Source organism: Exiguobacterium sp. Leaf196, assembly GCF_001423965.1.
In the GTDB taxonomy this organism is placed as follows: Bacteria; Bacillota; Bacilli; order Exiguobacteriales; family Exiguobacteriaceae; genus Exiguobacterium_A.
Map to the genome: position 1 here is coordinate 185,103 of NZ_LMPV01000006.1, position 12,903 is coordinate 198,005.

Sequence of the window (12,903 nt, forward strand, 5' to 3'; positions counted from 1 at the left end):
CTTTCATTTTGCTTGTTTCAGTTGATAGACAAAGGCGAGTGTTTCAGCGAGCGCCTGATAGAACGTTTCATCCACTGCCATACCAATTTCTGATTGAGCGAACAACGCCCGCGCGAGCGGACGGTTTTCAACAATCGGGACCTCAGCTGCTGTCGCCTTCTCCCGAATCCGGAACGCGACGGCATCTACGCCTTTTGCAACGACGATCGGTGCCATATGTTTACCGTCATCGTATTGGATCGCTACCGCATAATGGGTCGGGTTCGTGATAACGACGTCGGCATTTGGTATTTCTTGCATCATCCGCCGCATCGCCATCTCCCGTTGTTGTTGTTTAATCTTTCCTTTGATTTGAGGGTCACCCTCTGTGTTTTTATGCTCATCCTTTAAATCCTGCTTACTCATTCGGATCGACTTCTCGAAATCAAATTTCTGATAGGCAAAATCAAGAATGGCTAATGCAATCAAGGCGATACTGACCGATAAACCGAGTAAAAATGTTAAATGACCAATGATAGCTAACGCATCGCCAATCGGTTCCGAGGTCAATCTCGAGATCTCGACCTTGTTGTTCCATAAGACTGTTCCACTTGTTACACCGATCACCAGCAATTTAAAGACCGATTTCAAAAACTCGACAAGTGCTTTGACGCTCACGATCCGTTTGACGCCTTGAAGCGGATTGATCCGGTCCAGTTTCGGCTGAATCGCCTCACCGCTTAAGAGCACACCGATTTGGACGAAGTTTCCGAGAATACCAATCACGACCGCTGTTAAAAAGAAAGGTGCGACTAAAATCCCCATTTGCATCAGCATCTCGATGAGAATCTGTTCAACTCGTCCTTCTTCAACCGCTTGCAGGACTTGACTAGCACTAAGACCATCTTGCAGGACGAGAACGAAACGCCGTCCTAGAAACGGACCAAAAAAATAGAGGACGAGAAACATGGCGAACAACATGAAACTGCTTGTTAAATCTGCTGATTTTGCGACTTGTCCCTTCTTACGGGAGTCATCCCGCTTTCGAGGTGTCGCCTTTTCCGTCTTTTCACCAGCGAAATACTGAAGATCAAGGCGTAATCGATATGAATGCATGTCCTCAACCTCCTAGTAATCGAATGGCATCTGCAAGTACATCCTGCAACAACGGAACGAATCGACCGATTCCTGTGATCGTTGCACCTGCTAATAAAAATAGAATCACATATCCCATCAGCAGTTTGACGGAAAAACCAATCGCGAAAATGTTGAACTGAGGTGCCGTCTTCGCGAGGAATCCGAGTGCGAGATCCACTAAAAATAGGGAAACGACAAGTGGCATCGCCATTTGTAACGCAGTTAACATGGCAAGCCCAACGACCCGAATGACAAGACTCATCCCAGCGTCGCCCGATACCGCAAGCAGACTGCCCGGCGGAAAGATTTGAAAACTCGTGTAGATTCCGTCAAGCAGGATTAAATGCATATCAGAAGCGAGTAGAACAAGTAACGTCAACATGTAATAAAATCTTCCGACGATCGGTGACTGTCCACCAAACATCGGGTCATAAGCGGAAGCCATCGCGAGACCCATCTGCAAATCGATGATCGAACCGGCAATTTGTGGCGCATACAATAAAAAACTAGCAAGTAAACCAAGCGCTAGACCCACTAAAACTTCCGTTCCCATCCGAAAGAAAAAATCGAAGTCTTCTACTCGAACGTCTGTCTTTACAGCGTAACTCGCAAAGTAAGCAAGACCGGCCGCAAGCGCTAATTTATGTTGCGCTGGTAATTGCTTTGAGGAAAACAATGGAGCCGCGACAAGAAAACCGACGATTCGTCCAAAGACGAGCAAAAAAACACTCAGGAAAGATAGTAACGTCATTTGCGGGAAACCTCAGCGATTTGCTTAAATAAGTCAATCGTAAAGGTCTGTAATTCCTGCATGATCCATGGTCCGAAAAAAACGAGTGCTAAAAATACGGCAACGATCTTTGGAACGAACGATAGCGTCTGTTCCTGAATCTGTGTCGTCGCCTGCAAAATACTGACGAGCAGACCGACGACGAGCGAGACCAGTAATAAGGGAGCTGATACTTTTAGTAATGTCCAGACAGCAGAGCTTGCCAACTGAATAATCATTTCTTGAGTCATCTTCTCTCCCCCTAACGCATACTGACGAGCAGTGATTCAACGATCAGGTGCCAGCCATCGACTAAAATAAATAACAAAAGTTTAAACGGTAAGGCAATCATGACCGGCGGTAACATCATCATCCCCATCGACATCAAGACACTCGAGACGACCATATCAATGACAAGGAATGGAATGAAGATCATGAATCCGATTTGAAAAGCCGTCTTTAATTCACTAATCGCATATGCTGGAACGAGTGCGACGAGTGGGATATCTTCAATCTTTTTCGGTTTTTCATAATTGCCGTATTTTAAGAACAACTCTAAATCATTCGTTCGCGTGTGTTTCGACATGAATCGCTTCATCGTATCCCCAGCTTTATCAAATGCCTCATCTTGACTGATTTTATCTGCCATATACGGTTTCAAGGCTGTCGTGTTCAATTCTGATAAAACGGGTGACATGACGAACAGCGTGATGAACAGTGCCAGTCCAACGAGTAGCTGGTTCGGCGGCGTTTGTTGTGTTCCAAGGGCAGAACGGACAAAAGACAACACGACGACGACACGCGTAAAACAAGTCATCAAGATCAGTAATGAAGGGGCTAACGACAATAATGTCAGCAATACGAGTAGTTTGATCGATGTCGCCGTTCCTGAAGGAGTATCAAGTGAGATTAGATTTTCAATCGTGTTCATGAGCGTCCTCGATTCTTTTGCAATTGTTCGAGTTGTTGTTTGAACGTCTCAAGAAACGGTGAAGATCCCGTTTTAGATGAAGACTCTTCAAGATCCATCGGCTCATATCCCTCTAAATCATCAAGTGTATCTAACAACTGTACGTTCTCTCCAACACCTACGACATAAATCTTGTCCTGCACCTTCACTAACTGGACGGATCGATCCTTTCCTAGTGGTACACCACCTAGGTGAGTCAATCGACCAGAATGTCTCACACCTCGTGTCCGTTCATGAATGAATCGTGTCACAAGGATGAATCCGCCGATCAAAACGACGAGAACGACGACTCCTTTGAAGATAGTCAACGCCATGGAAGGACTCTCATCGACTTGCTGAGTCGTTGGTGTATCGCTCTGAGTTGGATTCAATTTTTCTTCGACTGTTTCCGCTTGCACAGGAAGCGCAAGCAGAAACAGGAGACAAATCAGCAAAGTCACTTTTTTCATGACGAGACAGTTTTCGAGACCGCTTCAAGCACGCGATCCGCTTGGAACGGTTTAACGATGAAATCTTTTGCACCTGCTTGAATCGCATCGATGACCATCGACTGTTGCCCCATCGCTGAACACATGATGACTTTAGCGGCAGGGTTAAATGCTTTGATTTCTTTAAGCGCAGAGATTCCGTCCATTTCAGGCATCGTAATGTCTAGCGTGACGAGGTCCGGTGTCAATTCCTTGTACTTAGAGACCGCTTCGCGTCCGTTTTCTGCTTCACCGACGACATCATAGCCGTTCTTCGATAAGATTTCCTTGATCATCATCCGCATGAAAGCGGCGTCGTCTACGATTAATACTTTTGCACTCATATTAGTTCCTCCTTAGAACATCCGAAGACGTTCTTTTGTATTTACGATTTCTGTAATGCGTACACCGAAGTTTTCTTCGATGACGACCACTTCACCTGTTGCGATCAATGTATTGTTGACGAGAACGTCAACCGGTTCTCCTGCCAGTTTATCCAGCTCAATCACGGAACCTTGTGTCAATTCCAATATGTCACGAACGGAGCGACGTGTCCGTCCTAACTCAACCGTGACGTTCAACGGAACGTCATATAACATCCCAATATTTCCTGGCGTACCCTCTACTTCCATCTCACCTAATTGGCTGAATTGAACCGGACTGACACCGACTGGCGTTGCTTTCGGTTCAGGTGATGCAACTGTAGTTTGTTGTGCCATTGCTGGCGCCGATGGTGGTGATGGTGATGGTTGTGCTTGCTCCGTTACTTGTGGTGCAGGCTCTGCTTGTTGAGTCGTACTCGCGCTAAAGAGTTTTTGAATCAATTGTTTCGAGAAGTCCAGTGGTGCTAATTGAACGATTTTTGAATCGATCATCGTGCCAATCTTAAGATCAAACTCGATGATGACCATGTTCTCCCAAAGAGAAAAGCTATCGACGATACTCTTATCTTGAGAAAAGTCGAAGATTTCAACTGCTGGCGGCGAAATATCGATTCGCATCGAGAATACAGTCGACATCGAGGTAGCAGCTGCTCCCATCATCTGGTTCATCGCTTCCTGTACGGCAGATAGAGCAATCGGGTCCATCTCCAGTGACTCGTCGATGACGCCATCGCCTCCCATCATCAGGTTCGCGATGACGGAAGCATCTCGCTGTGTCAGGATCAGGACGTTTTCTCCTTTGAACCCTTCCGTATAACCGACACGTAGCGCAACGTGCGGAATCGGATAACGACTGCGTAATTCTTCCATGGAGATCATTCGGACGTGCGGTGTCGTAATCTCTACTTTTTGATTCAACAATGCCGATAAGGCCGTTGCCGAATTACCAAGTGAGATATTTCCGACCTCCCCTAATGCATCAATCTCCATGTCATCTAGTATTTCCTTTACGTCTGGCTCTTGCGGTTCATCGGTGGATGGCGTTCCGCGTAATAACGCATCGATTTCATCTTGCGAAAGCATATCGCTCATGTTATTCCTCCTCAATTCGTTGTAAGACTTGCAAAGCGAGGTGTTTCCCGTTTAATCCCGGTCGCGCCTTGAACATCTTCCGGTCGTCGACGAATACATCGACGGCATCCGAGGCTCGTGTCTTCAGGGATAAACAATCGCCTACTTCGAGGTGTAACAATTCACCAAACGAAAGCTCTGTTTGGCCGAGCACTGCTTTTAAATCGACGACGGAACTCATCAACTGCGTTTGCATGTGTTCAGACTCTTGATTATCTGCTGTCGTTCGCTTTTCTTGTTGCATCCAATAATGACTTGATAATTTCGGAAGAACGGATTCAAGGGTCACGAACGGCAAGCAGACATTCAACGTACCGCTCACTTCTCCGACCGTTACGTAAATCGAGACGAGAATGACTGTCTCATTTGGAGAGACCAGTTGCAGAAACTGCGGATTGATTTCCAAATCATCGTATTCCGCTTCGACTTCTGTTACCGACTCCCAAGCTGCCCCGTATTGAACGAAGGCACGCTTGAACAGTTGTGTTAGTATACGTGTCTCGATTTCCGTCAAATTCTCGATCTTGTTCATTCCTTCACCTGGTCCCCCAAGTAAACGATCGAGCATCGCATAGGCGATGTTCGGATTGACTTCAAATAAGACTTTTCCATCGAGCGGATGAAGATTGACTAGATTGATCAACGTCATGTTCGGAATGGAATGAATGAATTCATCATACGGAAGTTGTTCGACCGTATTAACCGTGAACTGAACATATGTCCGAAGTTGTGCAGAAAAATGTGTCGTCAAGACTCGGGCGAACTGTTCATGAATACGCGTCAAATTCCGTAATTGATCTTTTGAGAAACGGAGTGCTCGTTTAAAGTCATAGACCTTGACTCGACGCTGCTCCTCTTGACTTCGGATTTCCTCGACTTCCATATCTCCGCTTGAAATGGCTGATAGCAAGGCATCGATTTCATGTTGGGATAATACTTCGCTCATGCTGCCACCTCACTGGATGATTTTTTTCGTCGTGTAGACACGCTGGACATCGCCTTCTTGGATGAGCTTTTTGAATTGCATCCGTAACCGCTCTTCAAGCTTCTCCATATCCGCTTTTGAGTCTAAGTCCGACTTTTTCATAGCCGAAAGGTCACCCAAGATGATGTTATTGATTTGAAACTTTCGTAATTCTAAATCGTCACGCGTTGCTTGATCATCGGTGACGATCGTGAACTGGACATTTAAGAAACGTTCGTCAGCGATGTTCGTTGTCAAGTCGTCCGTTTGCAGACTTCGTGCATCAAGTTCTTCACCTGTCGGTTGTTCAACTTTTGCTTCCGTCGTGTCATTTGCTAAAAAATAATTCATGATCATGTATCCTGCCCCGATCATCAATGCTGCAACAATGATCATGATCAAGGGGATTTTCAGTTTACTCTTCTTCTTTTCCTCGGCCATCTTCGAGCCTCCTTACACTGTTCAAGCCCGCTAATCCGATTTGTTGATAAAAAGCGATTGCGATTGCTTTGACCTCTTCCATTGATTCCTTCACGACATAAATCTGTCCTCCGATGAGTTGAATCGTCGTATCCGGTGTAGAACGGACGGATTCGATCAACACGGCGTTCAGTACGAGTGGTGCGTTACGTAACGTCGTTAACGTGATCATCGTTTCAAATTGACCAGTTCCTCAAGAACCTGGTCCGATGTCGTGATGATTCGTGTATTCGCCTGGAAACCACGTTGAGCAATGATCATCTCCGTGAATTCTTCTGATAAGTCGACGTTCGACATCTCAAGCGTTCCCGACGTCAACTGTCCCATTCCGTTCAAGCTCGGTGTTCCGAGTACCGGTGGACCTGAGTTCTGTGATGCGGCGAATACGTTGACACCTGATTTTTCTAGACCACCCGGGTTAGCAAAGTTCGCGATCGTGATATAACCGACGTTTTGCAATGCTCCCGTCGTATCGACGTAAGTGACGAGACCGTCTTTACCAATCGATAAGTTACGTGCATCCGTTGGTACTTTTAGTTTTTGGAATCCTGCACCACCTGCTTCCGGGAGTGGTACTGGCGGAGTACCGTTTGCAGCTGCTTGTGTCCCGGTACCGATTAAGTAGTTTCCGTCACCTGTAACTAAGTTTCCATCAAGATCCGTATAGAAGTTACCTGAACGGGTATAACGAATCCCTTCCGCCGTGACGACCTGGAAGAATCCTTCCCCAGAGATCCCGACATCGAGGACGCGACCTGTATTCTGAAGCGCACCTTGGTTATACACATTATCGACTGTTGACATCGATGCTCCAAGACCGACCTGTTTCGGGTTCGTCCCACCGACATTGCCGCCTGCACCAGATGATGAGCCGACCGATTGACTGACGAGGTCTTTAAACGTCACCCGTCCTTTTTTATAACCGAACGTGTTGACGTTCGCGATGTTATTCCCGACGACATCCAGTTTTGTCTGGAAGTTCTTAAGCCCACTGATTCCTGAATACATTGAACGTAACATTATTTTTCCTCCTTTGATTGAATCTGCGTCAACTCGTAAACACTGATCTGTTTTCCGTTCGATAGTTCGGCCATGATATCCAGGCCATCCCGTTTTACACTAACGACACTGGCTGTCTCTTCGACGGTGGTCGTCTGCTCAGCACCTGAAGCATCCGTCGTCTTCGACTCCGCTTCATAACTGACTTTTTTACCAATCAGATTGCTGTAGGACAGCAATGCTGTTGCATGTTGGTTCAAGACCATCGTATCCATCGTCTTCCCGATTGCTTGCATCTGTTCCAGCGAAGAAAACTGGGCCATTTGAGCGATGAAATCCTTGTCTTCCATCGGTGCTGTTGGATCTTGATTCGAAAGCTGGGCAATCAGAATTTTCATGAACATATCCTTATCCATCGCTTTATTCGTCGGTACCTGTGATTTTTCAGGAAGCTGGTATGAACTACTATCCGTTTTGATTGCGTCAGTCATCGTCTTCCTCCTCTTCTTCGTCTACTGGAACGGGTGTCTCTTGATACGGTGACTCATGCTCCTGCTGATCACGTGTGAAAGATTGTTGGAACTCCCGCGCACTCGAAGCAATCATCCCCGTCTCGATCTTTACGACTGGCGTCTGTTGATGCAAGACGGTTTGTAATTTCCCAAGTTGTTGCTCGATTGATTGTTTTGCTTGCTCGGTGCTCGCAAATAGTTTGACAGTCAATGCCCCTTCTTTACGATCGAGTTGAACGACAACCTCACCAAGTTGCTCTGGGTACAGGCGAATCGACAATCGTGTGGACCCATCCGCACCTTTTATGAAGGGTGCTTGCTGCAGTGCGGCTTCAATCCGTTGTTGAATCTGTTCTGAGACAGGTAGCGGCACTGGACGAATCGTTTGCAACGGAGTGCCTCTGTAAATCGGCATACTCATCGGAGGCGGTGCGGCTTTTCCTTCTGGATCAACGGGCATGGTCGCTTTTCGCATGAGTGAAGCGAATGCTAACGGCAGCGGTGTTTTTCCTTTTGCCTGCTCGGCTACAGCTACAGTGTCCGGCTTGATCGTTTCGACAACAGAACCAGTTTGCGGGAGTGTCTGTTTCACTGGCATCGCAGAAACCACTCTGTCCATTGTTGAAACTGGCGACTGCTTTAACATGTTCGTGTCATAATCTTTTACTTTGATCGTATCATTCGTCATTGTCTGCAAGACGAACTGTTGAAGTGATGGTGGCAATTGATCGAACTGACCTTTCGCCTGCTCCATATTTCCTTCGAGCAATTGTTTGACGAACGCTAGAAGTTGCTCCATTTTCTTTGGGTCTTGTTTTAACGCCTCTACTTCTGGTTGTTTCAGTAAGGAGAGAATCTCATCCGGCTGGTCTACAAGTTGTTGCATCCAGTCCGGTAAGGGTTGCGTCTCCGTTTCCGGCTCGAGTGTCATCGCATCCGCTGAGACTGATGACGGTAACGCCGTCGGCAGTTTTGTCAGATAATCAAGTAATGAGGCGAATTGACCACCAACCGTAGTCATCTCTCCTTTTTTTCCTGATCCTGTATTTAAGGTCGGGAAGGATGGTTGTGTTACTTCCGTCATGTTCATCAGGCTTCCCTCCTTACTTCGTCGCGAGTAACTGTGTCAAGGCGGCTGCTTTCTTAGCATCCATCTTGGCAATGATCGCCGCCTGTTGTTCCGCATCGATGTCCTCGATGATTGGTACGACTTCGGTCGGACTGAGTTCATTTAAAATCAGCGCAGCATCCTTTGGTGCCATTTCAGCATATACATCCGTCACGGATGCTGTTTTTTTCTTCGTCGTTTTTGTTTGATCCGTTGTTTGCGCAGGTGTCTGTTTTAACTGATCCCTCTCAGCAATCAAACGTTCAACTTCCTGCTCTTTCGCTTTTAAGGTATCCGATTGTTCCTTACTTTGATTGCGTAATTTTTTGATCTCTTGATTCGCTACTTTCAGACGACGTTCGAGTTCTGCTGATGGATTCGCCTGATTCGTAGTCGTTTTTTCGGTTGCGAACGGTAAGGATAGTAGTGGACGTCCATTCGCATAATTCAATACGAAATAAGCCGTCAACAAGATTAAAATCAAAGGAATGACCAATAAAGGTAAAATCCACCCTTTTGATGTTTTATTTTCACTCATATCATCCGTCCTCTTCCAAACTGTAACAATGCCAGTTCATCTAATTGATTTTGTTCCGTCAATGCTTCGATTCGTTTCGTTTCGACTGTATGATTCTCTTGGAGACGACTAAATTTCTTCTCTTCGATTAACGCTCGTTCGAGTGCTTCTTGTGTACGTTCGTAACGATTTTTCGATTGTGTCACGTACAATTGCTGTCGTTCGATTTCCTGCTTCACGACATCCCGAGCGCGTTCTCGATATTGCGAAGACGTCAGTTCCACGACGCCAATCTCATCTTGTGCCTTCAGAAAGGACTCATATCGAACGAGCAGATGATATAATTTTTCGACTTCAAGCTCATATTGCTTTTTATGAAGGCTCAGTTCTTTAGCGACGCGATCCTTCTCCGCTTCAGCTAAAGGAATGATTCGTTCATAGATCGTCTTCATCATTCGTCCTCCTTACTGAATCGTTGCCATGAGTTGATGACAAGCCGCTTCGAAATCACTGTCTTCATGAATTTGTTGTTTCAAGAAACGAATCAGCTCCGGATACGTATCGACGGCACGGTCAATTTCCGGGTTCGTTCCTGTTTTGTATGCTCCGATATTGATTAAGTCCTCCGAATCGAGATACGTCGATAACAATTGTCGAAATGCGACAGCAGCGGTCTTTTGTTCAGATGTCGTAATTTGATTCATGACACGGCTGATGGACCGTAAGACATGAATCGCTGGGAACTGCCCTTTGTTCGCAAGGTTACGATCCAGAACGAAGTGACCGTCTAAGATCCCTCGTACGGCGTCGGCGATTGGTTCATTCATGTCGTCTCCATCGACGAGGACTGTGTAGAAAGCAGTAATCGAACCGTCTTGTGTTTTCCCGCTCCGTTCAAGTAGCTGAGGAAGCAGAGCGAATACGCTTGGTGTATATCCTTTCGACGCAGGGGGTTCACCTGTTGCAAGACCGATTTCCCGCTGTGCCATCGCAAAACGAGTAACTGAGTCCATCATCAAGACCACATTTTTCCCTTGATCTCGAAAATATTCAGCGATTGCCGTTGCCGTATAGGCACCTTTTAGACGAACAAGTGGAGGTTGATCGCTCGTTGCTACGACTAAAATAGATCGTTTCATCCCCTCTTCACCAAGTTCTGCCTCTACAAATTCCTTGACTTCACGTCCTCGTTCACCAATCAAAGCGATGACATTGATGTCTGCTGTCGATCGTTTCGCGATCATCCCGAGTAATGTCGATTTTCCGACACCTGATCCTGCGAACAAACCCACACGTTGTCCTTGACCGACTGTCAACAGTCCATCAATGGCACGGATGCCAGTCGAGAGAACATCATTGATGCGAGGACGTTCGAGTGGACTAGGTGGTTTACGAACGATCGATGTCGTGCGTAAATTTTCTAATGACTCACCATCTAGTGGTCTTCCTAGACCATCAAGCACCTTACCAATCAGTTCGTTCCCTACTGGAACGTGGAGTGGTTTTCCTGTCGCAAGAACAATCGAGCCTGGAGCAATCGATGTCGTTTCACCGTATGGCATGAGTAGGACATGCCCTTCTCTAAATCCGACGACTTCTGCTTCGATTGTCTGACGTTGTTGGATTTGGATTAAACACCGCTCACCGATTGCCACTGCTGTCGGTCCTCGCGATTCGATCATCAACCCGATCACTTGGACGACCTTACCAGAGTGCTGTACAAGTTCTTCTGAGCGAATTTCTCGAACCGCGGCCTGCATCGCATTGAGATTAAACATGATGTAAAACCTCATTGATTTTGGTTTGCAATGCTTCAAAGCCACTGGTTAAACCGCCAGTGATCGCTCCATTCTCCGAATCAATCCGATAATCGCGTGCCTTTAACGCTGGATCAAATCGCAATTGAATCGTTGCGTTGGCACCTAGAACGCCTTGTAGTCGTTCTTCAAGTAACACGACCCGTTCAAAATCCGCCGGTGACGCATAGATGATGATTTTTTCACGATCGCGGAACTGAATGATCAATTGATGTAACAATTGGTATAACGCTTCTTCCTCTTCATCATGTAACTGTTCTAAAAATTGATGTGTCACTTGGAGTCCGAGGACACATAATTCATGTTCTAGTCGCATCAATCGTTCTTGACTCTGCTCTTCTAGGCGATCAGCAAACGAATTCGTTTTGGCAATCTGCTCTTCAAACGTTGCTTGTCCTTCCGCATGTCCTGTTTCAAATCCAGCTTGATACCCTTGTTGACGTGCTTCTTCTAACGCTTGAAGGCGTTCTTGCTCGAACTGCTGTTGACGCTGTTCGAAATCTAGGAGCATCGCCTGTCGAAGGCGCTCTAACTCAGCGTGTCCTTCTGCCATCTTCTCTTCGTAGAATGTATCTGGAACGATCGTAGGCTCTTCCTGACTAGTCCGAACCTGCACGAGCGTTCGCTCCTGTCGTTCAATTACTGCTTGTCTTTTGATGACGTTAGACAACAATATCATCTCCTCCACCACGAGCAACGACGATCTCACCCATGTCCTCTAAGCGGCGGATGATTCCGACGATTCGACTTTGAGCTTCTTCGACGTCTCGGAGACGCACAGGACCCATGAATTCCATGTCCTCTTTGAACGACTCGACCATCCGTTGTGACATGTTGCGATAGACCATGTCTTTGACATCGTCTGACGATACTTTGAGTGCCAATAGTAAATCCTCGTTTGAGACTTCGCGAATGATTCGCTGTATCGCCCGAGCATCGAGTGTGACGATGTCTTCGAAGACGAACATCCGTTTTTTGATTTCTTCCGCAAGTTCTGGATCCTGAATCTCGAGCGTATCGAGAATCGTTCGTTCCGTTGTGCGGTCGACGCCATTTAATACTTGAACGACAGCCTCGATGCCTCCCGATTGAGCAAAATCTTGCATCCCTGCTTGTGATAGATTCCGTTCAAGAATTTGTTCTACCTCGCTGATGATTTCCGGATTCATCCGGTCCATCGTCGCAATCCGTCTTGCTACATCGGACTGTGCTTCTGCCGGGAGCTCCGAGAGAATCTGACCTGATTTTGCAGGATCGAGATGAGCAAGAACAAGTGCGATCGTTTGTGGATGTTCATTTTGAATGAAGTTCAGAAGCTGTTTCGGATCTGCCTTGCGTGCAAACTCAAACGGACGGACTTGTAACGTCGACGTCAGGCGATAGATGAGTTCCATCGCTTTTTCTTCGCCAAGTGCTTTTTCAAGGACAGATTTAGCAAATCCGATTCCACCTTGCGTGATATAGTTCTGCGCCATCGCTAGTTCATGAAACTCATCAAGGACGACTAACTTCTCTTCTGGATCAATCCGTTTCATGCTAGAGATTTGAAGGGTTAACCATTCCATCTCTTCTTCCGATAAATGTTTATATACACTGGCAGCGACTTCAGGACCTAACGAAATCATGAGAATCGCAGCCTTTTCACGACTGTTCATTTCTAGCTTCTTCAT

General features: G+C 46.5%; 18 protein-coding genes. All 18 read right to left on the reverse strand.

Annotation, left to right across the window (positions count from 1 at the left end; genetic code table 11):
• Positions 1–3: 3 nt before the first annotated feature.
• Genes flhB through fliG form a run of 18 tightly spaced genes read right to left on the reverse strand, consistent with a single transcriptional unit; the run spans position 4 to position 12,903 of the window.
• Positions 4–1,095, reverse strand: coding sequence for a flagellar biosynthesis protein FlhB (gene flhB / locus ASG02_RS07125; RefSeq protein WP_035407021.1), 1,092 nt, complete (start codon positions 1,093–1,095; stop codon positions 4–6).
• 4 nt (positions 1,096–1,099) lie between these two features.
• Positions 1,100–1,867, reverse strand: coding sequence for a flagellar biosynthetic protein FliR (gene fliR / locus ASG02_RS07130; protein WP_035407018.1), 768 nt, complete (start codon positions 1,865–1,867; stop codon positions 1,100–1,102).
• On the reverse strand, positions 1,864–2,136 hold the full coding sequence (gene fliQ / locus ASG02_RS07135; RefSeq protein WP_023468705.1) for a flagellar biosynthesis protein FliQ: 273 nt from the start codon (positions 2,134–2,136) through the stop codon (positions 1,864–1,866). The genes fliR and fliQ overlap by 4 nt, the downstream gene beginning before the upstream one ends.
• A gap of 11 nt (positions 2,137–2,147) precedes the next feature.
• Positions 2,148–2,816: a flagellar type III secretion system pore protein FliP gene (fliP, locus tag ASG02_RS07140; RefSeq protein ID WP_035407016.1), complete on the reverse strand. Its 669-nt coding sequence runs from the start codon at positions 2,814–2,816 to the stop codon at positions 2,148–2,150.
• Complete coding sequence (locus ASG02_RS07145) at positions 2,813–3,304, reverse strand: flagellar biosynthetic protein FliO (protein ID WP_056062223.1); 492 nt, start codon at positions 3,302–3,304, stop codon at positions 2,813–2,815. Before ASG02_RS07145 ends, fliP begins: the two co-directional genes overlap by 4 nt.
• A complete protein-coding gene (locus ASG02_RS07150; RefSeq protein ID WP_035407009.1) occupies positions 3,301–3,666 on the reverse strand; it encodes a response regulator in 366 nt (121 codons plus the stop codon). Before ASG02_RS07150 ends, ASG02_RS07145 begins: the two co-directional genes overlap by 4 nt.
• Before the next feature lie 12 nt (positions 3,667–3,678).
• Complete coding sequence (gene fliY, locus ASG02_RS07155) at positions 3,679–4,797, reverse strand: flagellar motor switch phosphatase FliY (RefSeq protein ID WP_035407007.1); 1,119 nt, start codon at positions 4,795–4,797, stop codon at positions 3,679–3,681.
• Between the two features lies 1 nt (position 4,798).
• Complete coding sequence (fliM, locus tag ASG02_RS07160) at positions 4,799–5,782, reverse strand: flagellar motor switch protein FliM (RefSeq protein ID WP_029342065.1); 984 nt, start codon at positions 5,780–5,782, stop codon at positions 4,799–4,801.
• Positions 5,783–5,791: 9 nt separating this feature from the next.
• Entirely contained in the window at positions 5,792–6,241 is a 450-nt protein-coding gene (locus ASG02_RS07165) for a flagellar basal body-associated FliL family protein (RefSeq protein WP_035407004.1), read from the reverse strand.
• Positions 6,216–6,452 carry a flagellar FlbD family protein gene (locus ASG02_RS07170; RefSeq protein ID WP_035407001.1) on the reverse strand — a complete coding sequence of 79 codons (237 nt, stop codon included), beginning with the start codon at positions 6,450–6,452 and terminating at the stop codon, positions 6,216–6,218. The genes ASG02_RS07165 and ASG02_RS07170 overlap by 26 nt, the downstream gene beginning before the upstream one ends.
• The gene (gene flgG / locus ASG02_RS07175; RefSeq protein WP_035406998.1) at positions 6,449–7,300 is read right to left on the reverse strand and encodes a flagellar basal body rod protein FlgG; all 852 of its coding nucleotides are present in this window, start codon (positions 7,298–7,300) and stop codon (positions 6,449–6,451) included. Before flgG ends, ASG02_RS07170 begins: the two co-directional genes overlap by 4 nt.
• The gene (locus tag ASG02_RS07180; protein WP_035406995.1) at positions 7,300–7,770 is read right to left on the reverse strand and encodes a flagellar hook capping FlgD N-terminal domain-containing protein; all 471 of its coding nucleotides are present in this window, start codon (positions 7,768–7,770) and stop codon (positions 7,300–7,302) included. The genes flgG and ASG02_RS07180 overlap by 1 nt, the downstream gene beginning before the upstream one ends.
• Positions 7,763–8,881, reverse strand: a complete 1,119-nt coding sequence (locus tag ASG02_RS07185; RefSeq protein ID WP_056062228.1) for a flagellar hook-length control protein FliK — start codon at positions 8,879–8,881, stop codon at positions 7,763–7,765. Before ASG02_RS07185 ends, ASG02_RS07180 begins: the two co-directional genes overlap by 8 nt.
• 13 nt (positions 8,882–8,894) lie before the next feature.
• On the reverse strand, positions 8,895–9,437 hold the full coding sequence (locus ASG02_RS07190) for a magnesium transporter MgtE N-terminal domain-containing protein (RefSeq protein WP_056062230.1): 543 nt from the start codon (positions 9,435–9,437) through the stop codon (positions 8,895–8,897).
• A complete protein-coding gene (locus ASG02_RS07195) occupies positions 9,434–9,868 on the reverse strand; it encodes a flagellar export protein FliJ (RefSeq protein WP_035406985.1) in 435 nt (144 codons plus the stop codon). The genes ASG02_RS07190 and ASG02_RS07195 overlap by 4 nt, the downstream gene beginning before the upstream one ends.
• 12 nt (positions 9,869–9,880) lie before the next feature.
• Positions 9,881–11,176, reverse strand: coding sequence for a flagellar protein export ATPase FliI (gene fliI, locus ASG02_RS07200; RefSeq protein ID WP_235514023.1), 1,296 nt, complete (start codon positions 11,174–11,176; stop codon positions 9,881–9,883).
• 10 nt (positions 11,177–11,186) lie between these two features.
• The gene (locus tag ASG02_RS07205; RefSeq protein ID WP_035406981.1) at positions 11,187–11,912 is read right to left on the reverse strand and encodes a FliH/SctL family protein; all 726 of its coding nucleotides are present in this window, start codon (positions 11,910–11,912) and stop codon (positions 11,187–11,189) included.
• A complete protein-coding gene (fliG, locus tag ASG02_RS07210; protein ID WP_035406978.1) occupies positions 11,896–12,903 on the reverse strand; it encodes a flagellar motor switch protein FliG in 1,008 nt (335 codons plus the stop codon). The genes ASG02_RS07205 and fliG overlap by 17 nt, the downstream gene beginning before the upstream one ends.